Origin of the sequence: Alteromonas sp. B31-7 (assembly GCF_015767655.1) — a bacterium.
Taxonomy (GTDB): domain Bacteria; phylum Pseudomonadota; class Gammaproteobacteria; order Enterobacterales; family Alteromonadaceae; genus Alteromonas; species Alteromonas australica.
In genome coordinates this window covers 675973-700161 of the sequence record NZ_CP065233.1, presented here as the reverse complement: position 1 = coordinate 700161, position 24189 = coordinate 675973, and the positions used below count along the sequence as shown (strand labels likewise).

The 24189-nt window shown below is 44.4% G+C and carries 15 protein-coding genes and 1 pseudogene; 9 read left to right on the top strand and 7 right to left on the bottom strand.

Features of this window, described 5'->3' with window-relative positions; all coding sequences use genetic code 11:
- Positions 1-468: 468 nt before the first annotated feature.
- A complete protein-coding gene (gene fabV, locus IUA53_RS03015) occupies positions 469-1647 on the bottom strand; it encodes an enoyl-ACP reductase FabV (RefSeq protein ID WP_196898334.1) in 1179 nt (392 codons plus the stop codon).
- 227 nt (positions 1648-1874) lie between these two features.
- Positions 1875-2495: an FKBP-type peptidyl-prolyl cis-trans isomerase gene (locus tag IUA53_RS03010; RefSeq protein WP_044058147.1), complete on the bottom strand. Its 621-nt coding sequence runs from the start codon at positions 2493-2495 to the stop codon at positions 1875-1877.
- A gap of 233 nt (positions 2496-2728) precedes the next feature.
- Between IUA53_RS03010 and ppc the strand changes: the two genes are divergently transcribed.
- Positions 2729-5350 carry a phosphoenolpyruvate carboxylase gene (gene ppc, locus IUA53_RS03005; RefSeq protein WP_044058148.1) on the top strand — a complete coding sequence of 874 codons (2622 nt, stop codon included), beginning with the start codon at positions 2729-2731 and terminating at the stop codon, positions 5348-5350.
- A gap of 116 nt (positions 5351-5466) precedes the next feature.
- Here ppc and katG read toward each other — a convergent pair whose 3' ends face one another.
- The 3 genes from katG to mdh form a co-directional block, all read right to left on the bottom strand.
- A complete protein-coding gene (katG, locus tag IUA53_RS03000; RefSeq protein ID WP_196898332.1) occupies positions 5467-7656 on the bottom strand; it encodes a catalase/peroxidase HPI in 2190 nt (729 codons plus the stop codon).
- A 231-nt stretch (positions 7657-7887) separates the two neighbouring features.
- Positions 7888-8100, bottom strand: coding sequence for a hypothetical protein (locus IUA53_RS02995; RefSeq protein WP_044058150.1), 213 nt, complete (start codon positions 8098-8100; stop codon positions 7888-7890).
- Between the two features lie 478 nt (positions 8101-8578).
- Entirely contained in the window at positions 8579-9517 is a 939-nt protein-coding gene (gene mdh / locus IUA53_RS02990) for a malate dehydrogenase (protein WP_196898330.1), read from the bottom strand.
- Positions 9518-9752: 235 nt separating this feature from the next.
- Here mdh and argR point away from each other — a divergent pair, with 235 nt between their 5' ends.
- The 3 genes and pseudogenes from argR to IUA53_RS02975 all read left to right on the top strand — a co-directional run bounded on the left by argR (position 9753) and on the right by IUA53_RS02975 (position 14763).
- A complete protein-coding gene (argR, locus tag IUA53_RS02985; RefSeq protein WP_044058152.1) occupies positions 9753-10217 on the top strand; it encodes a transcriptional regulator ArgR in 465 nt (154 codons plus the stop codon).
- Between the two features lie 472 nt (positions 10218-10689).
- Complete coding sequence (locus tag IUA53_RS02980) at positions 10690-13293, top strand: TonB-dependent receptor (RefSeq protein WP_196898328.1); 2604 nt, start codon at positions 10690-10692, stop codon at positions 13291-13293.
- A 125-nt stretch (positions 13294-13418) separates the two neighbouring features.
- Positions 13419-14763 (top strand): annotated as a pseudogene (locus IUA53_RS02975) (IS1182 family transposase).
- 234 nt (positions 14764-14997) lie between these two features.
- Here IUA53_RS02975 and IUA53_RS02970 read toward each other — a convergent pair.
- Positions 14998-15681, bottom strand: coding sequence for a type 1 glutamine amidotransferase domain-containing protein (locus IUA53_RS02970; protein WP_196898326.1), 684 nt, complete (start codon positions 15679-15681; stop codon positions 14998-15000).
- Positions 15682-15869: 188 nt separating this feature from the next.
- Complete coding sequence (locus tag IUA53_RS02965) at positions 15870-18899, bottom strand: TonB-dependent receptor (protein ID WP_044448716.1); 3030 nt, start codon at positions 18897-18899, stop codon at positions 15870-15872.
- Positions 18900-19345: 446 nt separating this feature from the next.
- Here IUA53_RS02965 and IUA53_RS02960 point away from each other — a divergent pair, with 446 nt between their 5' ends.
- The 5 genes from IUA53_RS02960 (at position 19346) to IUA53_RS02940 (ending at position 24170) form a co-directional block, all read left to right on the top strand.
- Positions 19346-20206: an ABC transporter substrate-binding protein gene (locus tag IUA53_RS02960; RefSeq protein WP_231401246.1), complete on the top strand. Its 861-nt coding sequence runs from the start codon at positions 19346-19348 to the stop codon at positions 20204-20206.
- Entirely contained in the window at positions 20199-21146 is a 948-nt protein-coding gene (locus tag IUA53_RS02955; RefSeq protein ID WP_044448718.1) for a hypothetical protein, read from the top strand. Before IUA53_RS02960 ends, IUA53_RS02955 begins: the two co-directional genes overlap by 8 nt.
- 189 nt (positions 21147-21335) lie before the next feature.
- Positions 21336-21959 carry a uridine kinase gene (gene udk, locus IUA53_RS02950; protein WP_044058158.1) on the top strand — a complete coding sequence of 208 codons (624 nt, stop codon included), beginning with the start codon at positions 21336-21338 and terminating at the stop codon, positions 21957-21959.
- A gap of 12 nt (positions 21960-21971) precedes the next feature.
- The gene (locus tag IUA53_RS02945; protein WP_044058159.1) at positions 21972-23183 is read left to right on the top strand and encodes a NupC/NupG family nucleoside CNT transporter; all 1212 of its coding nucleotides are present in this window, start codon (positions 21972-21974) and stop codon (positions 23181-23183) included.
- A 147-nt stretch (positions 23184-23330) separates the two neighbouring features.
- Positions 23331-24170 carry an isopenicillin N synthase family dioxygenase gene (locus IUA53_RS02940; RefSeq protein ID WP_044058160.1) on the top strand — a complete coding sequence of 280 codons (840 nt, stop codon included), beginning with the start codon at positions 23331-23333 and terminating at the stop codon, positions 24168-24170.
- Positions 24171-24189 lie beyond the last annotated feature (19 nt).

Below are 24189 nucleotides of genomic sequence, written 5' to 3'. Positions count from 1 at the left end.
CGCACTACTCTAATAGAAATACCCTTTTGCATGACCGCAAGAATCCTCGCCTGCTAGCATGCAAAAGCGTACTTTTAACAGATGTACTACACCTTTTTATATTTATAAGATTGATGGTGCCAAAATTCGTTATTACAGCCAGCCTGTTATGAAACTGTAAAAGTTAGCACCTAAGTTAGCGACGCACTTCGCTGTTCTTTTTATGATCAACAGTTAAAAAATTGCACGTAATAATTATTGTTTTTTCAGCGCATTAATCACTATTGTTGAGTAGAAGACGAACAGCCCCCTACTTAATTTCGGGATTTTAGCATTAACATTAGGCTTTGTGCCACGCAAATCACAGATAAAGCCAAATTTTTCTACAATTTAATGTAAATCTGAGAGGATTTAATTGTCGCAAAAGTCATAAAAAAGCCGTCACAAAGACGGCTTGACATAATCTCATTATTTTTTTGTCAGTTTTAACTACCAACTCACCATAGGGTCTAGATCTTGCTCGTAGTCAACACCGTCTATATCAAAGCCAAATAACTTCAAAAACTCATGATGATAGCCTTCGTAATCACTTAGCTCATGGAAATTTTCTTGCGTAACCTGATCCCACAACACTTTAATTTTAGCTTGCGTGGCATCGTTGGTTTCTTTTCCATCCATGCGATAACGATTGGCCTCGTCAAGGGTGGCTGAGTCGCCAAACAGACATTGGCTAAACAGCCCATATATCTGCTCGATACACCCCTCGTGGGTACCCTCTTCTTTCATCACTTTATAAATAAGCGAGATGTAAAGTGGCATAACCGGAATGGCTGAACTGGCTTGGGTCACTAGTGCCTTTAATGAACTCACATTCGCTTGAACCAATAAATCGCTATTTTTACCAATAATAGCGGCAGCAGCACGATCGAGATCTTCTTTCGCTTTGCCTATGGTAGCTTGGCCATAAATAGGCCATGTAAGTTCCTTACCAATGTAGGTATAGGCCGTTGTTTTGCAGCCTTCTGCTAAAACACCAGCATCCCTTAGGAAATCCATCCAACGTTCCCAGTCTTCTCCACCCATCACTTTAATGGTGTTGAGAATTTCGTCGTCGTTGGCAGGTTCAAGTGACACTTCATGCACTTTATCTTTGTCAGTGTCATAGGTTTTTGTTGTGTACGCTTGGCCTACTGGTTTAAGTGTCGACTTGTAAGTAACACCCGTTTCAGGGTCGGTTCTGCGTGGCGATGCTAAGCTATAAATGACCAAGTCAACCTTGCCCATGTCGGCTTTTATTTTCTCGATTGCTTGATGTTTAATTTCATCTGAAAACGCATCACCGTTAATGGTCTGAGCATAGACGCCTTCGGCTTTGGCTTGGTCGTGAAAAGCCGCTGTATTATACCAACCCGCTGTGCCGGTTTTGCGTTCTGTTGGCGCTTTTTCAAAACACACACCTAAGGTGTTAGCACCGTAACCAAACGCCGAGGTAATACGCGACGCCAAACCATAGCCAGTAGAACTACCGACAACCAAGACATTTTTAGGACCTGCGCCTAAGTCACCCTTTGATTTAACGTAAGCAATTTGTTCTTCAACCGATTTTGCACACCCCACTGGATGAGCGTTAGTACATATGAAGCCTCTCACTTTAGGCTTGATTACCATAATAATTTTCCTTATTTAGCGTGGCACTATTGTAATGCCCATGCCGGTGATAACAACTCGGAGCAGATGGGTTGAGATGAATTGCATTAGCATAACGCAAACGCACACCCAATGAATATGCTTTATCGGTAACTAAAAAAGAAAAAAGGAAGGAAGTGAAAAGTGCGTAATACAAAAGGGAAAGAAGAGAAAAGCACAGCGCTATGCCTGTGCTTTTCAGTTCTGAACTAGCCTAAGATGTCGAGAAGCTCAACATCAAAAATTAGTGTGCTGTAAGGCGCGATAGCTGCACCAGCACCTTGCTCGCCATAGGCAAGTTCATGGGGAACGTATAAACGGTACTTAGCACCGACTTCCATAAGTTGAAGCGCTTCAGTCCAACCTTTAATCACACCGCCTACAGGGAATTCTGCAGGTTGACCACGCTCGTAAGAGCTGTCAAAGGTAGTACCATCGATTAGGGTACCATGATAATGAACACGCACAGTACTCGCTGGAACTGGCTTCTCACCGTCACCTTTAGCAACGACTTCATACTGAAGACCAGATTCTGTCACAGTAATGCCGTCACGCTTAGCGTTTTCTTCCAGGAATTTAGCCCCTTCTTCAATCACCGCTTTGCTCGCTTCTTCTTTTTCAGCTTGCATACGCTTATGAATTTCACCAAACGCGTCACGAAGGGTATCGTTGTCAACTTGTGGTGCTTGCCCACCAAATGCGTCTTTTAATCCTGCTACCACTGCGTCTATAGCAAGGCCTTCGAAAGGATTTGATTGCAATTGTTGACCCATTTGAAAACCAATGCCGTAACTTGCTTGGGTTTCTACTGTATTGAATGTATCAGTCACAAGAACTCCTGAAAGTAAATTACAAATGCAGTGCAAATTTTAAACAACCCGCGCATCACGGTTTTGTTTCTGCATTTTCCGGTGCAAGAGTGTATCACACCCTAATTTATCTTGCTTTGCGCAATGTTAAAGAGGGGGCAAAACTATCAAAATGTTGTAAATTATAACTTAAAGAGGTTAGACAAGTTGTAAAGGAAACAGTATGGTTATCGCCATATAATTGGGAGGAAAGCATGCAAACACACTACGATGCTGAACTAAAAGATACCGTTCGCTACCTTGGAAAAACCCTTGGTGAAACCATCAAAAACCAATTGGGAGATGAGTGGTTAAATCGAATTGAAAAGATTCGAAAAGATGGCCGCGCATCCTATCAAGGTGACGCTGCGTGCAGCGAAGAACTGAAAGAAACTTTCAAAACCATGACCGACAGCGACTTATTAACTGTGGGTCGCGCTTTCGCGCAGTTCTTAAACTTGGGCAACATTGCTGAGCAGGAATATAATGCAGCAATGAATGTTGATGCCTCTATCGACACGCTTTTCGAGCACTTAGATAAAGCGGAACTTACTAAGGATAAAGTACAAGAAGCTGTCGGGAAACTGAACATCGACTTAGTGTTGACGGCTCACCCCACCGAAGTGACTCGCCGCACACTCATTCATAAGCACAAGGAATTGGCTAACTGCTTACAAGCGGTTCATCAAGAATCGCTTAGCGATGTTGAGCGTAAAAAAGTTGAAACCCGAATTGCCGATTTAATCGCGCAGGCTTGGCATACAGAAGAAATCCGTTCGGTTCGCCCTACCCCGGTAGACGAAGCCCGCTGGGGTTTCTCTGTTATAGAAAACTCGTTATGGGAAGCGGTTCCTGACTTCATGCGCGAGTTAGATAGCCGCTTAAATGAAGACTACCAGATTTCACTGCCGCTAGATTCTTCACCCGTGCAGTTCAGTTCTTGGATGGGTGGTGACCGCGACGGTAATCCATTTGTTACCTCAAAAGTGACCGAGCAAGTATTGCTGCTAGCAAGAAAGCGCGCGGCTAAACTATTCGCGATTGACCTTGATCGTTTGCAAGTTGAACTTTCAATGTACGATTGCAACGATGAACTACGCGCCAAAGTAGGCGATGCAAACGAACCCTACCGCGCCCTGTTACGACCGTTGGTCAGCAAGTTTGTGACTACCCGTGATGGTATTAGCGATTACCTTGCAGGTAAAAACCCAGATACTTCGAACTGGGTTGAGAGCGACGATGAGCTAATCGAACCTTTGATGCTTTGCTACCAGTCATTACTTGATTGCGGTATGCAAGTGGTCGCCAATGGCCTATTGTTAGACACTATCCGTCGCGCACGCGTATTTGGTATTCACCTTCTACGTCTTGACGTACGCCAAGACTCAGAGCGTCACGCCGACGTTTTCAGTGAACTAACCCGTTACCTCGGACTTGGCGACTACGCCCAGTGGAGCGAGGCTGACAAGCAAGCCTTCTTACTTCGCGAACTAGGCTCAAAACGTCCGCTATTCCCTGCACAATGGGAAGCGTCTGACGATGTCAAAGAAGTGCTTGATACCTGTAAAGTCATTGCCAAGCACAGTAAACACGGTTTTGGTATTTACATTATCTCAATGGCCAGTGAGCCATCTGATGTCATGGCGGTTCAACTTCTTCTTCAAGAAAGCGGTGTAGATTGGCCAATGCCAGTAGCACCATTGTTTGAAACCCTGGACGATTTAAACAACTCGCCTGACGTCATGCGTAAGCTACTGTCTATTGACTGGTATCGCGGTTACGTGAAGGGTCGCCAGTTCGTCATGATTGGTTACTCTGACTCAGCGAAAGATGCCGGTGCGCTAGCCGCTGGTTGGGCCCAATATCAGTCGCAAGAAGCCCTTGTTGCTATTGCCGAAGAATATGATGTGTCTCTGACTTTGTTCCATGGGCGTGGTGGTACTATTGGTCGTGGTGGCTTGCCTGCACACGCGGCAATTTACTCACAGCCTCCGGGCTCACTAGAAGGCGGTTTCCGCGTAACAGAACAGGGCGAAACCATTCGCTATAAGTTCGGTATGCCAAAACTGGCGAAGCGAAGCCTAGGCATCTATGCTAGTGCCATTATTGAAGCCATGTTATTTCCGCCTCCGGCGCCAAAAGAAGAATGGCGTGAGCTTATCACTACTATGGCAGCACAAGGTCGAGACAATTACCGCGCTACCGTACGTCACGATGAAGAATTTGTGCCTTACTTCCGCGTCGCAACGCCAGAGCAAGAGTTAGGTAAACTGCCATTGGGTAGTCGTCCTGCGAAGCGTAAGCCGCAAGGCGGTATTGAAAGCCTACGTGCTATTCCTTGGATTTTCGCTTGGGCACAAACCCGCCTAGTACTTCCTAGTTGGTTAGGGGTGATGCGCGCTATTGATAGCGTTAAAACACCAGAAAACGAGAAAGTGGTCAACGAGATGTTCAGCGAATGGCCGTTCTATCGTTCGCGCCTTTCTATGCTAGACATGGTGTTCCATAAAGCCGATCCGCGCATCAGTGAAGCCTATGATGAGCGTTTAGTGCCAAAAGAACTTAAGCACTTCGGTGAAGCGCTGCGTAGCGAGCTTAAAGAAAGTATTTCATCGCTGCTGGCAATCACTGGCGAAGACGACATAATGAAAAACGACCCGCAGGGGAAAGAGTCGATGGAGATACGTGCAGCGTACCTTCAACCACTTCATTACCTGCAAATCGAACTTCTAGATCGTATCCGTAAAGCCGGTGATGACGCACAAAACACCAGTCTAGAACGCGCCATGATGGTTACCATTGCCGGTATCGCCATTGGTATGCGAAACACAGGCTAGTACGTGATACTTACCAATAAGGCATTGTCTTAAGTGCCTTGGAGAATGAAAAAGCCCGCTTCAATTGAAGCGGGCTTTTTATTTAAAGCGCTGTATATAGCGGGTTTTAATAGCTATTAACAGGTTAAATCAAAACGGTCGGCGTTCATGACTTTTGTCCATGCCGCCACAAAGTCTTTCACAAACTTCTCTTTGCTATCATCTTGCGCGTATAGCTCAGCGTAAGCGCGCAGCACAGAGTTTGAACCAAACACTAGGTCGAAGCGCGTTGCAGTATAAACTTCATCACCAGATGCTCTATCAACAATAGCATAGCTATTTTTACCCGTCGGCTTCCAAGTGTACTTCATATCAGTAAGATTAACGAAGAAATCCGTGGTGAGTGCGCCAACGCTATCGGAAAACTCACCATGTTTGGTACCGTCAAAGTTAGTACCTAGCATACGCATACCGCCCACCAGCACCGTCATTTCTTTTGCCGTTAAGCCCAATAGTTGTGCTTTATCTAGCATCATCTCTTCAGGTTTAACCACATAGTCCTTTTGCAGATAATTTCTGAAACCGTCTGCTAATGGTTCTAGAGGCGCAAAAGACTCGGCGTCCGTCATTTCATCGGTGGCGTCTCCGCGGCCTGCCGCAAACGGCACACTTTCACTAAAGCCCGCTGCTTTAATCGCTTTTTCAATACCCACATTACCTGCAAGTACAATAGTATCCGCCAAGCTAGCGCCTGCTTGTTCAGCAAGGGGCGCCAACACTTCCAATACCTTGTTTAAACGCGCAGGCTCATTGCCTTCCCAGTCTTTTTGCGGCGCTAAACGAATACGCGCACCATTAGCACCACCCCGTAGGTCTGAACCACGGAACGTGCGAGCACTGTCCCAGGCAGTGGCAACCATTTCACCTATGCTCAAACCAGAGTCCGCAATTTTTGCTTTTAACGCATCCACGTCATAAGACGTACTGCCAGCTGGCACAGGATCTTGCCAAATCAGTGTTTCTTCCGGTACATCTGGGCCTATGTAACGTACTTTAGGGCCAAGGTCACGGTGAGTTAACTTAAACCACGCACGGGCAAATACTTCACTGAAGTACTCATGATCGTTGTAAAACTTCTCAGAAATTTTGCGATATTCCGGATCCATCTTCATCGCCATATCAGCATCAGTCATGATAGGGTTATAGCGCTTTGATGGGTCTTCTACATCAACAGGCTTATCTTCTTCCTTAATGTTGATTGGCTCCCACTGCTCAGCACCGGCTGGCGACTTTTTCAATTCCCAATCGTAATTAAGCAACAAATGAAAATAACCGTTATCCCATTGAGTAGGATGGGTCGTCCATGCCCCTTCAATACCACTTGATACCGTATCGCGGCCAATGCTGCGGCTTTCATGGTTCATCCAGCCAAGACCCGCTTCTTCAATACCCGCACCTTCTGGATCGGGCCCTAATGCTTCCGCACTGCCGTTACCGTGACACTTACCTACCGTGTGACCACCGGCTGCTAACGCAACGGTTTCTTCGTCGTTCATTGCCATACGTGCAAAGGTTTCGCGTACATGGGCAGCGGTTTTAAGTGGGTCCGGCTTACCGTTAACGCCTTCAGGGTTTACGTAAATAAGGCCCATCTGCACAGCGGCCAATGGGTTTTCCATTGTCTCTGCGCTTTCCACGTCTTCATAACGTTCATCACTGGGTGCTAACCATTCTTTTTCTGCCCCCCAGTATACGTCCTTTTCGGGGTGCCAGATGTCTTCACGCCCAAACGCAAACCCATAGGTTTTAAGGCCCATACTTTCATAGGCGATTGTACCCGCAAGAACAAATAAATCCGCCCAGCTCAGTTTGTTGCCATATTTCTTTTTAATAGGCCAAAGTAAGCGACGGGCTTTATCTAAGTTAACGTTGTCTGGCCACGAATTAAGCGGCGCAAAACGCTGGTTGCCGGTAGATGCACCACCTCTACCATCGGCAATGCGATAAGAACCAGCCGCGTGCCACGACATACGAATCATCAAACCGCCGTAATGGCCCCAATCCGCCGGCCACCAAGGCTGCGAGTCGGTCATTAGGTCTGTAACGTCTTTTTTCAGTGCCTGAAAATCTAATTTTTTGACTTCTTCACGATAGTTGAAGTCTTCACCCATAGGGTTAGTCTTGGTATCGTGCTGATGCAGAATGTCTAAGTTTAAGGCTTCTGGCCACCAGTCCATGACTGTTGTGCCTGTGGCAGTCATACCACCATGCATGACCGGGCATTTTTTTACCGAATCATTGACATCACCTAACTTTGCATTGCTCATATTACTTCCTCTTACTTAATGCCTGTTTTTATTAATAAGAATATTCACTACAACGAAAAGATACGCATTCCTTTAACCCTACAGCTTGATATAAATGCGTTTCAAAAGCGTAGACTATAGTACGGCATTTACCAGCAAAAGAGCATAAACTCAAACAAAAAGCATTTGCTCAAAAATGTGTTAATGAGGGGAAGATGATTATGGTTTAAATAAAAGGATAACTGGCGCTTGTTAAGCGCCACGATGTTGTTTAACGGGAAGACCCACATAAACGAGCAGAACAAAGGTATTGAAGAAAGGGATCATACCCAATATGAACGCCGTAAGCTTAGAGCGGCTTTTCTCCTTAGCTAAGGCCATAATCCCTATTAAAACAATAAAATGAACAATGGGTAACACCAACATATACATTGGCAATTCCCCACTTCTTAACATGTCAGTCATAGCACGTCCTTTTTAAACTTATGTCATTCCAATCAGTTAAGTAAGAGTACCTCCTTCCCCCCCAAAAAAAAGACCAAACACTAATAAAGGACAATACAGGAAAGCTGATAGCTGGATACGTAAGGTCGTAACAGACTGTCTTTTTTCTAAAATAACTTCAGTGACTGATTTATTGAGGTGTTTTGAATTGGAACGACTTTGATAAGTAGGCTTTAACTTTTCCAAGAGCCCGCGCAGGGATGCGGTGGCGAAGCCGACATGGATGTAACAAAAAAGGCTGGATACGTAAGGTCGTAACAGTCTTTCTACTCTCTAGAGTAATGAGGTCCGATAAGATCGCATGTTGGTGTAAAGACTGGGAAGGTAATTAAAATGTAGGCTCTCCACCGCATGGATGCGGTGGCGAAGCCTACAGGGACGTATTCACGGCGGGCCTACGTTTTGATTGCCTTTTCAGGCTAACCCGCCAAGGGCACTATTAGCCGTTTACGAAGTCAACGCCTAGCTTGATGTCGCCACGTAGGCCTTCAAGCATGTCGCTTTTCGCTTTTTCTTCAAACGCGCTTAGCTCGCCGTAAGGCAAGATTTCTTCAACACCGTTTGCGCCTAAGCGAACTGGGTGTGCAAAGAATGCTGCGTCGTCGCTGTCGTCAGTTTGTACATAAGTGTACTCAACTACATTCTCGCCCTGCATTGCAGATACAAGAGACAAACAGAAACGTGCCGCTGCTTGACCCATAGATAGGGTTGCAGAGCCGCCGCCCGCTTTCGCTTCAACCACTTCAGTACCCGCGTTTTGGATACGCGTTGTTAGGCTAGACACTTCTTCGTCTGTGAACTCAACGCCTTCAACTTGTGAAAGAAGCGGAAGGATTGTAGTCCCAGAGTGACCACCGATTACCGGTACGTGCACAGAAGATACGTCTACACCTTTAAGCTCAGCAACAAAGGTTTCAGCGCGGATAACATCAAGCGTTGTTACACCAAAAAGTTTGTTTTTGTTGTAAACGCCTTTTGCTTTTAGCGTTTCAGCAGCAATAGCAACAGTTGTGTTAACAGGGTTAGTGATGATGCCAACACACGCATCAGGGCAGTTATCAGCGACACCTTCAATAAGGTTTTTAACAATGCCGGCGTTGATGTTGAACAGATCTGAACGATCCATACCTGGCTTACGAGGCATACCTGCTGGAATAAGAACAACGTCTGCTCCAGTTAGTGCACCAGCTAGGTCATCTTTACCGTGACCGGTTACTTTTACCGCAGTGGGGATGTGGCTCAAATCAACGGCTACACCAGGAACAACTGGCGCTACGTCGTAAAGCGCTAAATCTGAACCTGCTGGCAATTGCGTTTTTAACAACAAAGACAGCGCCTGACCAATACCACCGGCAGCACCTAACACGGCTACTTTCATACCATTTCTCCTATGGGATTACTTCACGTATTTAAACGGAACGTCACACTAATGCAACGCGGGGGAAAACTCAATCATCGGATCGTCTTATTACTGAGTTTTAAGACGATTTCACACCGATATTCATTATCATGCATGGTTATGCAAACAAATTGCGTAAAGTGTACCTGTGGGGCACAATATATGCTAATAAAAATTAGATTTAAAATTATCCTAACGACGCAAAAAGGACATTATGGCTAACGTAAAGCAAGAACAATTAATAAAAGCCTTCAAAGAGATTTTAAAAGCGGAAAGTTACGGTTCGCAAGGCGACATTGTTGAAGCACTAAAAGCACAAGGCTTCGATAATATAAGCCAATCTAAAATATCTCGTATGCTCAGTAAGTTTGGCGCTGTTCGTACCCGAAATGCGCGCGGCGACATGGTGTATTGTTTGCCCCCAGAGTTAGGCATGCCAACGGCAAAAAGCCCGCTTAAACAGTTGGTATTAGATATTGTGCACAATAATGTGATGGTCATTATTCGAACCAGTCCAGGAGCTGCACAACTTATTGCTCGTTTACTAGATTCACTCAGTAAAAAAGATGGGGTACTAGGCACCATAGCCGGTGACGACACTATTTTTATTGCACCCGCAGATGTCACTCAAATAGAAGAACTAAGACAACGTGTTGAAGATTTATTTGAAAATGTATAATGCGTTTAAATTTAATTTGAACGGAATGTATAAATTAAATTTAAATCAAAAAAAGCCGCTAATAAATATTAGCGGCAAAGGAACTTGTACCAGGGAGATACAAATTTTCTAACACACGACTAAAATGTAACATAGCCATCTACAAGTTTTCTGCAAACGCGCGTAAAGTTCACGCAAAGAGATTTTCCCATCAAGAAAACACTTCATACTCCTCGAAATAGTAAGCATGCACTTACCTTTCAGATCAACTAAGTCAAAGAGTTTGACGAGCACAAAATATACTACTGTTCCCGTAAACTTTGTAAGAATTTAGAAAATATGGAAAGTAATGTGTAATAAACATTAGTGACCAATTGCCAAACACCTCGACCAAGTGCTTAATTCTCTCGACAAATCACATCTGTCGAAAAATAAAACTAATAAGAGCAACGCTAATTTAATTGGCAGCAAGTTGTTCAAAAGGGGAATTAAAATGTTCGATATTAAAAAGCTTAGTTTAGGCGTCAGAAAAGGTCTATTAATTGCGGGTTCTGCAAGTCTGCTTACTATGCCGCAGGTTAGCGCGCAGACAATTGAAGACAACGAAGAAACCGAGCCAACAGAAAGAATTCAGGTAACGGGTTCACGTATTAAGCGAGTAGATTTAGAAGCGGTTTCACCGGTAACTGTTATCACCGCCGAGTCTATCGAGCTATCAGGTGATACTACGGTTGCAGACGTTTTAAGAAATAGCTCCATAAACACCTTTGGCTCTTTTAGAGGTCAGTCGGGTTATGGCAGCGGTGCATCAGCATCCAGCGAAGTAAACTTACGTGGTCTAGGGGCTGGCGCCACCTTAGTATTGATGGATGGGCGACGTTTACCGGGCCTAGGATACGACGGTGGTTCCTCATCGGACATGTCGATGATTCCTATGAGCATCGTAGAGCGCATTGAAATTCTACGGGACGGTGCATCAGCAATTTACGGGTCTGACGCGGTTGCAGGTGTAATCAACATCATTACCAAAAGTGAATTTGATGGTGTTGAACTTGGCTATACCTTCGAAGATCCGGGTGTAGATGGCGGTAACAGTAACCAATTTAACATGGCTGCAGGTGTCACTAACGATAAAGGCAGCATCGTATTTATTGCAGAACACGCGAATACCCAAGAAGTGACCGATGTGGCAGTAAATGGTGAGTACGCTGGTACTAGCTATTCAACGTTTAGCCCCGTAGCCAACTTTTTAGCGTCAGGCAGTTCTACTCTACAGTTTAACGAAGAGCTGTGCGGTGAAGTAGATGATACGGTAAACGTGGGCGACCGTTGCGGTTACTATTACGGTAACTCTACATGGCTGTATGGCGCATCAGAGAAAAACTCTCTTTTGACCAAAATTGAATACGATATTTCTGATAACTTACATTTTGTGAGCCGCTTTTCAGCACTTCAAACCTCTACCGACACACGCTACGCTGCCACCCCAGTGTCTACTTCAACATTAACCATTGATGCAGACAATGCCATGAATCCCTATGATGAAGATGGTAGCATTTATTTCCGTACAACAAGCCTAGGTACCCGCGATACCACCACAGAAAAAACCACCTTTGAAGCAGTTGCGGGTTTAGAGGGTTATGTAGAGCTTGGCAGTAGTGAATGGGATTGGCAGGTTTATTATCAGCGTACCAACGCTAAAGAAGAAGTGTTTAACTATAACCTGGTTAACGATACCGTCGTACAAGACCTTATTGATTCTGAAGAATTAGATCTATTCAATGTTCAAGGGCTTAGCGTAGAAGATTGGGAAACTTATAATGCAGAGCTCCTTGCTACGGCAGATCACACAGGTACTTATCAGTCTACACAGCAACGTGACATTATTGATGCCAGTATTTCAGGCGAAATATACTCTAATGAGCATATTAGCATTAGTGCTGTCTTCGGGGCTGAGTACTCTTACTTAGACTTTGAGCAAATTTCAGACCCTGAGTCTGGATTAGGTATCATTTCTGGTGGCTCTGGTGGCGACGACGTTTACGCAAGCCGTGAACGCCAATCGTATTACACTGAGTTAGCCGTTACCCTACCCTATGAAGTGGAGCTGTCAGCTGCACTGCGTTACGACGGCTACGAGTTAGAAGGTGATACTGGCGAAGACATCTCAACCGCAGAGTTCTCTGACACAGTGCCAAAACTCGGCGTTTCATGGCGTCCAACAGAAGACTTATTGCTTCGTGCAAGCTGGGGTGAAGCATTTAGAACCCCTACCATGAGCGAAATGTTTGCCACTATTTCCTATGGTTTCCCGTCTGCCTACGACACTTACTACTGTGATACCTTAGGTTATGCTGAATCAGATACAAGTTACTGTTCAACCACACAGCAACATCTGACTTACTACGGTGGCAACCCAGACCTTGAACCTGAAAACTCTGAATCATTAACCTTTGGTGTGGTTTATGATGCTACGGATAACTTGTCACTTGAGCTGTCATACTATCAGTACGACTACGAGAACAAAATCGAGTCTATCGATGTTGACGACTTAATTGCCGTAGATACCGACGGGACATCGTCTAACATTGAGCGCAATAGTTCAGGCCAAATTGTGTCTATCACGTCGGGCTACATCAACTATGCACAAGTCACCACAAGCGGGTTAGATTTTACAGCCAACTATAACCTGCCTACTTCTATCGGGGATTTCGGTGTTAACCTAGAATATTCTCACGTATTTAGTTATGAGGAAGAAGGAATTGACTATGCAGGAGAGCTTTTCTTCCCAGATAACCGCGGTAATATTACGCTAGACTGGAACGACGGTGACAAATGGACAGCGTCATGGCGTACGCTATTCATTGGTTCTCACGGTGATGAATACTACACCTACTATGAATTCGCAGATAACTACTTTAAACACAATGTCACAGTATCCTATCAAGTGAATGACAACGTGAAAGTAACTGCAGGTGTGAACAACTTAACGGACGAGCTTGTTGAATTCGATCCAGGTGAATGGCGTGGCTACGACGATGGCTTGTATGATCCGCTAGGTCGTACCTTGAATTTCAAAGTACAAGCGAGTTTCTAAAGCCTCGGAATCTATGGTAAAAAAACAAGGCCGCCAGTATGGGCGGCCTCAGACTGTTGAAAAAGCCCTAGACGAAAGTCTGGGGCTTTGATCTAATAGGCATAGTGAAATTCGGAGTGTTCACCATGCTAACCCCAAAGTCCCCACAACAATACGAGTTTGAAACCGTATATATCAATGAACTGGTACCAGAAGACCACTTGGTTCGTTTAATTGATATGGCGATAGATTTTGAGTTTATCCGCGATGAGGTGGCTCATCTATATTGTCAGAATAACGGTCGCCCTTCGGTTGACCCCGTACGCTTTTTTAAAATTCTGTTTCTCGGTTATTTATTTGGTATCAGTAGTGAGCGACGCCTCATTAAAGAGATACAAGTAAATGTGGCGTATCGCTGGTTCTTAGGTATGGGATTGACGGAAGATGTGATTCACCATTCCACGCTGAGTCAAAACCGCATCAAGCGTTTTAAAGACAGCGATATCTATCAGGTTATCTTCGACAACATTGTGCGTCAGGCCATGAAGCAAGGACTCATTGGTGGTAAGAGTTTGTTTGCCGATAGCACGCACTTAAAAGCGAACGCCAACAAGAAACGCTTCGACATAAAAGACTTGAAGGTGACACCGTCAGCTTATGTGGAACAGCTAAACGAAGCAGTAACCAAAGACAGGGAGTTAGAGGGAAAAAGCCCCTGAAGTGTAAGGAAGACAAGCCTTGCACGAAGCCTACGAAAGTCAGCCGCACTGACCCTGATAGTGGTTTTATGGTGCGCGATGAGAAGCCCAAGGGCTTTTCTACCTAGACCATCGCATCGTAGATGGGCGTCACGGTATTATCGTTGATACACACGCGACACCAGGAAATGTTCACGATAGCCAACCTATCATTGCGCGTATTGATAGAGCTAGAGACACCTTCAAACTCAACCATATTGCCGTTGGTCTCGACGCGGGCTACTTCACCGCCGCGGTGTGTCATCACCTCGAAGCGCGACAACTGATTGGTGTAATGGGGTATCGTCGCCCTACGAAAAAGAAAGGCTACTTCGCTAAACGCGAGTATGTATACGACACAGAATCTGATACATACACATGCCCCCAAGGCCAGGTTATTGCTTACAACACCACTAACCGCGAAGGCTACCGCCAGTATCACTCTGATGCGAAGCAATGCATAAGCTGTCCCGTTCGTAAGCAATGTACAAACAGTAAGAATCACACAAAAGTTATAACGCGCCATGTCTGGCAGAAGAGTGTCGAGAACGCAAACGAAGTCAGATTAAGTGAATGGGGGAAGAAGCAATATCGAAGGCGAGCTGAAACGGTAGAACGAAGCTTCGCAGATGCAAAACAACACCACGGACATCGATACTGTCGCTATCGCGGACTCAGTAAGGTCTCGATGCAGTGTCTGCTAGCCGCTGCATGTCAAAACATGAAGAAAATGGCCTTAGCCAAGGCTGTATAAGCCTAAATACCCTCAAATCTCGCTCGCAAACCCGCTAATCGAGTAAATGACTCACTTATTGCCCTCTAAGAGCTCAACACTAAAACAAAAACGCCTTATTAAAAAATATCGCGATCGCAGCCTTCGGCTGCTAGAAAAAATAAACCCCTCCGAAAAAAGAGGGGTTTATCATCAATCTGAGGCCGCCAGTATGGGCGGCCTTTTCTTTGCCCGAACTAACTTAACTCAATTTAGCTAGTTTAATAGCGCGATTAATGCATCCGCCGCGGGGCGTGAAGATGGCGGGTTTTGTCCGGTAACAAGCAAGCCATCGGTACACACTTTCACTGCGAAATTATCCGCTTTTTCGAACTTACCACCGCTTTTCACCAGTTCATCTTCCACCAAATAAGGCACAACATCGGTTAACCCCATGGCATCTTCTTCGCTGTTCGTGAAGCCAGTGACTGATTTACCCTTCACTAGCAACTCACCATCCGCGGCTTTTACGTCTTTTAGTACAATAGGTGCGTGGCATACGGCACCAACCGGCTTGCCCGACGCAATAGTGTCTTCAATCAGTTTAATTGAGTGCGCATTGTCAGAAAGATCCCATAAGGGGCCGTGACCGCCCGGATAAAATACCGCATCAAATTCTTCGGCTCTCACATCTTCCAATGGAATCGTTGCCGCCATTGCACTACGCGCTAGTTCATCTTTCGTGTATCGAATAGCATCGTCGGTCATGGCGTCATCTTCTAAACTATTAGGGTCTATTGGTACCTGCCCACCCATAGGAGACGCCAAGGTAATCGAGTAACCTGCGTCCTTAAAGGCATAATAAGGTGAAGCGAACTCTTCAAGCCACATTCCCGTTTTTTTTCCAGTATCACCCATCAACTCATGAGATGTCATGACCATCAACATCGACTTAGACATATGAACTCCTTAGCTCTGTATGAACAATTTCAGTATGAGTTGTTTCGTGAAGGGATAGAAATAGGATCAGTATAAGTACGAGGATGCGACGAGAAACTAACGAACTAAGGTAAACAGCAGACGAAAAAAAGCGCCACCCCCATAAAGGAAAGTGGCGCCTAACACTACAAATGGTTTAAATCATTTGATTAGAAGCGGTAGTTAACACCTACACGCATTTCCCAAAGTGACGCATCACCCTGGCGTGGCGTAGCATTGGTAGAACCAATAGTAACTGTGTTGAATGATGCTTCTTCAAGAATACCCCAATCATCGTTCAGCATGTTTGTGAAGTTATCAATCACAAATGATACTTGTGCAGTATGGTCTGCGTGGAACGCTGGAATATCTTGACGAACAGCAATATCTACCTTCGCCCACCAAGGGCTAGATTCTTCGTTACGCTCTGTACCCATAGGAAGTACACTTCCGCTATCCAAGTACGGAGTGAAACCAAAGATACCGTTGCCATCGTCTTTTGAGTAAACAAGACTGTAAGGACGTCCAGATTGCGCAACAGCAAAGGCAGAGAAAGTAGTATCTAAGCCATCAAAGAACGACGTGGTGTAACGTAAATCCAATGTGAAGCGGTGTTCAATATTCCAATCAGAAAGTGAAGACACTTCTTCATTTGGATTAGTGAACGCTCTGTATTGGTAGTTTGAAAACGCTACTGAGCTTGTCATTGGCTGTACATCTTCAGCGTGGCTGTAGTTATAACCAGTCACAACAGAGATACCGTTGTCCCATGATTTATTCATGGTCGCAGTCAATGAGTAAGACGTTGATGTTTCGTCAGAGTTAGTTAGTTCAAGTGAACCGTAACCGTTTCTGTCGTAATCAATGTAACCATCGTCAGTGAAACCTACTTCTTCAATGCCTAAGTACTTAATCATGGCTTGATCTTGAGTAACACTTACTAATAAATCAAGATTGAATACGTAGTCTTCTTCGTTGATATGCGTCATACCCGCAGAGATTTTCCACTCACTAGGCATTTCGAAATCTGGGTCTAGGTTGTTACTTTCAAAGTTACTACCTGTAGCAGCCGACATAGCTTCGTCTAAGTCACCTGGAACCGAGTAACCAGGACCTGCTGTTACGCCGTCTTCGGTGTTAACCCAAGTGATGCTGCCGTCAAACAAGTCTGCATAAGTATTGTCTACTTCACCGCCAGTCACGTTGGTGTTCTGGTAGTTGTTTGTCATCCAAACGTTAGGGTTACCACCTGAGAACAAGCCGATACCACCACGAAGCTCTGTATCATCGCTAAGGGTATAGTTAAGACCAATACGTGGCTGAAGTAAGCTAATGCCATCAAGGTTAGCGGTGTTGCTGTAGTTGTTTTGTGCTAAGAACTCAGCATTTTCTACAGGCTTGTCAGACGTTGTGATCCAGTCGTAACGTAAACCAGCAACCACTTTCAAATCGTCTGTTAGGTAGAACTCATCTTGCGCGTAAGTTGAGTGTGAAGTGTAACCCCACTCAGCTGCACGGTCATTCAGGTCACCAGAGTATGCATAGCCGTATTCGATTTCTGCATTTGTACCTGCAACAAAGTCTTCTAGGCTTTCAAACAAGATACTGGTTTCAGCATGCTGAACGAAAAGGTTATAAATTTCTAGCTTATCGCTTTCGTAACCAAAGGTTAACGTGTGACCATTATCGAAGTAATAGTTACCACGAAGCATGATGCTGGTTGCATCCCAATCTAGGTCGTTTGCTTGACGGCTATCGTCAGAACCTAAATAAACCGTTAAGTCATCATCATCGCTTTCTGTGTCGTTACCAAGCTCAATTTTGATTTCACCAAAATCATTTCCGCCTGGAGTGCCGTCACCGTACATAGAACGTTGAAGGTTATCTAGTTTAGTACGTGAAATACGAATTTCAGTCGAGAACTTATCAGTCCAGTCAGAGTAAAGTACACCAACAAATGATTCTAGTTCTGCGCCGCGCTCGTACAAGTGGCTAGACAACTCAAATTCATCAGAATCACCATCAGATTCCGCGAAGTTGTTACCATCGTTATAATTGTATGTTAGAGCAAAACGGTGGCTGTCATTGATGTTCCAGTCTAACTTAACAAGCAGTTTTTCATCTTCGTTTGGCATGCTAAGCGGCGTGGTGCCAGCATCAAAGTTATAAAGAGACTGAGAAACTGACTGAATTTGCGCTAATTGCTCTTGCGAAATGGCAACTTCATTGATAGCACCTGTGCCAATTGCACCACGGTCAAAGGTGTTTGCGCCTTCAAGTTTCTCATAAGCAGCGAAGATGAATAACGTGTCTTCAATTAGTGGAGCACCCACACTAAAGCCATAACGCTTTTCAGTATAAGAACCTAGGTTAACATCATCACCTTCAAGTGAATCACCGCGTAGGCTGTCGCTACCGTAATCATAGAACGCAGTACCGTGTACTTCGTTAGTACCCGTTTTACTTACTGCACTGATGTTACACGCTGAGAAGCCACCGTAAATAACGTCAAAAGGTGCGATTTCAACAGAAACACCTTCAATGGCGTCGTAAGAGAAAGGCATTCTTTCAGTAGGGTAGCCATTTGAGTTAAGACCAAAAAGGTCGTTCATGCGTACGCCGTCAACAGTCAAGCTGTTGAAACGTGGGCTTTTACCAACACATTGAATACCGCCTGAGCCACCTTCGTCAACATAGATACGTGGGTCGATACGTACGATGTCGGTGATGTCACGGTTGATTGCCGGTGCCTGTTCAAGGGTTGAAAGGTCGAAGCTGGCAGATGGGCCTACTTGACCGAATGAAAGGCTGCTAACTTGAGATGCAGTAACAACGATGTTTTCGTAGTCAGCGGCGTTTTCTAAAGAACGCTCGATAGACGCTGACTCACCTAGTTCTAGGTATACGTCGCTGATTGTTTGATCGGCGTATTCATCAGAATCGATTTCGATAGTGTATGGACCACCAACGCGAAGACCACGAAGGCTGAAAGTACCACCATTATTAACGGTAACTGTTTTTACTGCACCTGTAGGTAAGTGAGTAACTTTGATTACCGTGCCTACTGCTGGGCTGCCGTTTGGTGCAAGTATCTGACCGTTAAGTTCAGAAGAGGTAACCTGCGCCATGGCGGTTGTAGATAGACCAACCGACAAAGCAACAGCCGCCGCGATGCGGCTCAACTTAGCTGATGTTTTCATGTGTGTTTCCCTTTTTTGTTTAAATTTCTTTTATTGGGGTAGAGAGAAAATACTTTCTACTACCACCTCTGATATATGAAAAAACGTTTGAGATTGCTAACTCGTAAATCGCATGAATTGTCATTGACCTTCATGTCAAATTTATTACAAAACTTACAATTTTAATTATTTGGCTAGCGCTTGTGTCCCCTTGCCTTCCTCAGCCTAACTTGACCAAGTGGTCAAGTTGTTTTACTTATTATAATTATCAAGCATTTATTATTTTTCTGGATTCTATTCTTGGCACATTGAGCACTAATAAACAGCGTTTAACCAAATTCAGGTTAACTTATATAATTCCATTGATAATCATATACATAGATGATTAAAATAAATTTACCTATTGCATTAAATAACCTTAGCTGATGAAATCACTATACAAATCATTAATTCATTTGGTCTTTTTTTTGGCAAAAGTCAGAATTGTTGCTACCGGAAGGTGGATATTATTCGTTATTGCTGCATTTATTTGCAGCAGTGCGGGCTATTTTTCTAATGTAAATAATTTTCCAGAAGTTCCCCCGCTTACTGGCCAAACTTTGTCCTGCGCCACTGAACTGCAGGGAAATAAAGACGTTTTCTCGGTTTATGTTACCGACCATGGTATTGCACAAATGGCCCTCGATCGCTTGTGTAGTAATAAAATCATTAAAAGGCAGTATGGCGAGGTTCGCATTGTTATAGGGCAAAGCGACTACGATACCTTTCGATACATTAACCACGGTGTGGTGGATTTAGCGTTAATTAAGAAAAATGTGGTTGAAGCCTTTGGTGCCGATGAGATATATGGCTTAACACGCATTGCTGCGCATCCAAATTATAGTGCTTATTTTATATCGCTACGGGAAAAGCCCGTACTCGATAAAGAGTACTTATTGGGCAAACGCTTTGGTCTATTGGATTACCCAAGCAGCCGGTCTGGCCACATCGTGCCTAAAACGGTGATGCAGGAACTTGGATTAAGTGCCAATAATGTTGATATCAATTACTACAGTTCGCACAAAGAATTAAGACGCGCATTATTAGCCGGTGAAGTTGATATCATTTCATCTTACTGGGCCGTAGAAGACAATGAGTCATTATCAAAGAATTACGCCATGCCCCTTCAAGAAACAGTGAGTGGTATGCAGTGGTTTCTAAAAATGCAAACCAAAAACACAGACCTCTTTTGCGCCATGCAACAGGTTGTGAAAGATATCTCTGACTCTCACCCCCGTCCTTATTACAAGACATTAATTTTGGAAGAGGGATGCGCAACCCATGAATGATGAAAAATATAAATTTAACGCCAGAGTGGCCATTTCCGCACTGATCATTTTCGCCACCCTACAATCCATTAGTGCTGTTTTTCAACTCATGGGGGCTCATGGCAGCCGACACCATGCATTAGATAACCTAGAGCGCCGTGTAGTTCTAGATAGCGCTTTTCTCGACATTGGAAATGCAACCCTATTAACGCCCGTTAACAGTTACGCCGTAAAAAAATACCTGAAAGAAATAAATGGTTATCTCGCAAAAACAAACTACCCTGCGCGAGTAAAGTCTATTCAAGCCGTATCACAAGATTCTTTTTCTCAAGCATTTAGCGTAGAAGAAGAAGTACTGTTGACCAACGCTGAACAAGAAATATCTGTTACTTTTGCCTCAATGCCTTTGTATAGCCAATTGTCATTCAGTGTTTGGAGCTTCTTCTTAGCTTTATTGGTTGCGCCTTTGTATGCAGTAAAACAGTCAAAAGTGAAGGTTCCAGTGGAAAGTGAAACCATCACGCTTCCGCCGCAACCCAAATTAGTGATTAATTTAAGAGATAAAACCTTGGGTAACAGCGTGAACGGCACCACGGTAGTACTGCAAAACAAACCTTTGTGTTTCTATACCGCCTTAATTAAATACTGCGCTATGAATCCCGAACAAGCTTTACCCCCCCACAAAGATGTGCCTGGCGATTTAATTATATTGGCCAATAAAACCTTCGGCAGATTAATTGAGTTGGGTCATACCAAACGCAAGCGCCCCGACTTCAATGCCAACTTAGATAAGACCCTTAGTGAAATTCGTGCGGCATTAGACGAGGTATTTAACGGCTATAGCGTAGAAAAAGAACGCTATTATCCGCCCCGCGCGCAGGGTGAAGGGTCGCGCTCCAAACAACATTCCTACGCATTAACCCAATTATCATTAGAAGATGTGGAAATTATTGGAAACTAACTATTTTTTGACCATTTGTAAAATATTTGAAACCAAAGGCTAGTCTCTCGCAATACCTTGAAAATACATGGAAGTTCGGGCTTTGAGCTAGCAAAGACCGATCCAAAATCTCGATAATCGTGAATATGGCATTGATTCATGAGGGCTAAACGCGTATCTTTGCACCAATAAAATCAGCTTTATAGTATTATGCAATCGCCTTTAATTATTGCCATTTCTGGAGCTTCGGGTTCTGGAAAGTCGTTATTTACGCAAAATTTATTTAACGGTTTTGAAGCTCAAGGCCGTCCTGTTCAAGTGTTGCGCGAAGATCACTATTATCGCGCACAAGATCACTTGCCCATGGAAGCTAGGGAAAAAAATAACTACGACCATCCTAACGCGTTTGAGCATGAGCTATTAAAAGCCCATCTTCAGGCGTTGCGAGAAGGTCAACCTATAGACTATCCGCATTATTGCTTTAAAACGCATACGCGATTACCTGAAACGGAACGTTTAAACCCCGCACCCGTGATTATTTTAGAAGGGATCATGCTGCTTGCGCGTTCAGACTTACTTCCGTTGTATGACGTAAAAATCTTTGTAGATACGCCTCTTGATATCTGCCTCATGCGCAGAATGATGCGTGATATAAAAGAAAGAGGAAGAACCATAGACTCCGTTGCTAAGCAATATGAGGAAACGGTTAAACCCATGTATCACCAATTCATCGAGCCCAGTCGTTTTACTGCTGATGTAGTAGTAACACAAGGCGGAAAAAATCAAATAGCGCTAGATGTTATCAAGTCACACATCCAGCAGGCGCTTCTCTAAAGGATTGAAAGTATGGTAGGTTTATTGGGCGTAGCCGTCCTTTTAGGCATTGCATTTGCTATGTCGTCAGCAAAACGCAGTATTAATTGGCGTACGGTTGGTGGCGCGTTTGCGATTCAAGCGTCTGTAGGGGCTTTCGTCCTTTATTCTGAGCCAGGCAAACAAGTGTTGCTTTCAATGACACGCTTTGTAGCCAATATTATTGCCTACAGTCAAGAAGGTATCAACTTCTTGTTTGGCCCTATCGGTGATAAATCTATCGCCTTTATCTTTGCCTTCAACGTGCTTCCGGTTATTGTCTTTTTCTCATCACTGATTGCTGTGCTATACCATTTAAAAGTAATGGGTTTAATTATTAAGGTCATTGGAGGAGCACTACAAAAATTGTTGAAAACAAGCCAGCCAGAGTCAATGTCGTCGGCTGCCAACATTTTTGTGGGGCAAACCGAAGCTCCCTTAGTGGTTCGCCCCTTCATACCTCACATGACAACCTCTGAGTTGTTTGCGGTCATGGTGGGTGGTTTGGCTTCCATTGCCGGTTCAGTGATGGCAGGTTATGCGGGCATGGGCGTAGAACTAAAATATCTACTTGCAGCCAGCTTTATGGCCGCGCCAGGCGGCTTGCTCATGGCGAAAATCATCTTGCCAGAAACCAGCAAACCTAACGAAGAACTAAAAGAAATAGATGCCGAAGATACCGGCTACGCCAATGTTTTTGATGCCGCTGCTAGCGGAGCGGCATCAGGTATGACACTTGCCCTGAATGTAGGTGCCATGCTTCTCGCTTTCATAGCACTTATTGCCATGTTCAACGGCCTTATTGGTTGGTCTGCGGCATTATTTGGCTATGAAAATGTCACCTTTGAAGGGATCCTGGGTTATGTACTTCAACCACTTGCATGGGCAATCGGCGTACCATGGGAAGAAGCACAACTTGCGGGCAGCTTTATTGGACAAAAAATGGTGGTTAACGAATTCGTTGCATACCTCAATTTTTTAGAAAACCAATCACAGCTATCTGAAGCATCTCAGGCCATTATCACCTTTGCACTTTGTGGTTTTGCAAACTTCTCTTCTATCGCTATTTTGATGGGTGGAATAGGCGCTATGGCACCTACTCGCCGAAAAGAAATTGCGCGCTTAGGCATGAAGGCAGTTATTGCAGCGACACTCTCAAACTTGATGAGTGCAGCACTCGCTGGCTTCTACCTATCGCTCGGTTAAATAGAGAGAAAAATAGACTAATCAGTCAACTTTTACTACATTATTTAACTTTAGATTAGGGCGATTGATTTAAATCAATCACCCTAGCTTTTTTGGCGGCCCGTCTACCTTTATAATGCCGCAATCAAAATTTACGGGATAAAAGTTATGCAATTAGTAGCTGTAGATTACAAAGCGCCAAATGCTCAGGAAGAATTTGTACAGTCTCTTCGCGAAACCGGCTTTGGTGTACTAAAAAATCACCCCATTCAACAATCTCTTGTTCAGGGTATCTATGACAACTGGCAAGGGTTCTTCGACAGTGAAGAAAAGAATGACTACCTCTATAACAAAGGTAAGCAGGACGGATTTTTTCCTCAAAGTGTGTCAGAAGTAGCAAAAGGCTTTACTAAGAAAGACATCAAAGAGTATTTCCATTATTACCCTTGGGGTCAATGTCCTGAGTCTTTGCGCCCTCAGCTTTCTCAGTACTATGAAGAAGCTAACACCTTAGCGTCAGAATTACTGAGCTGGATTGAATCACACTCGCCAGAAGACGTCAGCAAGCACTACAGTCAGCCACTAGGCGACATGATCAAAGATTCTGATCAAACCTTGCTTCGTGTACTTCACTACCCACCACTCAGTGGTGATGAAGAAGTTGATGCGATTCGTGCTGCAGCCCATGAAGATATTAATTTAATTACTATTTTACCGGCATCGAATGAACCTGGGCTTCAGGTGCAGGCGAAAGATGGAAGCTGGTTAGACGTACCGTGCGACTTTGGCAATCTCATCGTCAATATTGGCGATATGCTGCAAGAAGCCTCTGGCCACTATTTCCCGTCTACCACCCACCGAGTGGTAAATCCCGATGGCGCAGACATGACGAAGTCTCGCATTTCGCTACCACTGTTTCTACACCCACGCCCAGATGTCGTTCTGTCTGAGCGTCATACCGCAGGCAGCTACCTGCAAGAGCGTTTAAGAGAGCTAGGGGTAATCTAACCCCCTATAAAGCTAGCTT

Coding starts and splice junctions, on each gene's coding strand:
- fabV (WP_196898334.1), bottom strand. CDS start 1,647: ATGGTAATCAAGCCTAAAGTGAGAGGCTTCATATGTACTAACGCTCAT.
- ppc (WP_044058148.1), top strand. CDS start 2,729: ATGCAAACACACTACGATGCTGAACTAAAAGATACCGTTCGCTACCTT.
- katG (WP_196898332.1), bottom strand. CDS start 7,656: ATGAGCAATGCAAAGTTAGGTGATGTCAATGATTCGGTAAAAAAATGC.
- IUA53_RS02995 (WP_044058150.1), bottom strand. CDS start 8,100: ATGACTGACATGTTAAGAAGTGGGGAATTGCCAATGTATATGTTGGTG.
- mdh (WP_196898330.1), bottom strand. CDS start 9,517: ATGAAAGTAGCCGTGTTAGGTGCTGCCGGTGGTATTGGTCAGGCGCTG.
- argR (WP_044058152.1), top strand. CDS start 9,753: ATGGCTAACGTAAAGCAAGAACAATTAATAAAAGCCTTCAAAGAGATT.
- IUA53_RS02980 (WP_196898328.1), top strand. CDS start 10,690: ATGTTCGATATTAAAAAGCTTAGTTTAGGCGTCAGAAAAGGTCTATTA.
- IUA53_RS02970 (WP_196898326.1), bottom strand. CDS start 15,681: ATGTCTAAGTCGATGTTGATGGTCATGACATCTCATGAGTTGATGGGT.
- IUA53_RS02965 (WP_044448716.1), bottom strand. CDS start 18,899: ATGAAAACATCAGCTAAGTTGAGCCGCATCGCGGCGGCTGTTGCTTTG.
- IUA53_RS02955 (WP_044448718.1), top strand. CDS start 20,199: ATGAATGATGAAAAATATAAATTTAACGCCAGAGTGGCCATTTCCGCA.
- udk (WP_044058158.1), top strand. CDS start 21,336: ATGCAATCGCCTTTAATTATTGCCATTTCTGGAGCTTCGGGTTCTGGA.
- IUA53_RS02945 (WP_044058159.1), top strand. CDS start 21,972: ATGGTAGGTTTATTGGGCGTAGCCGTCCTTTTAGGCATTGCATTTGCT.
- IUA53_RS02940 (WP_044058160.1), top strand. CDS start 23,331: ATGCAATTAGTAGCTGTAGATTACAAAGCGCCAAATGCTCAGGAAGAA.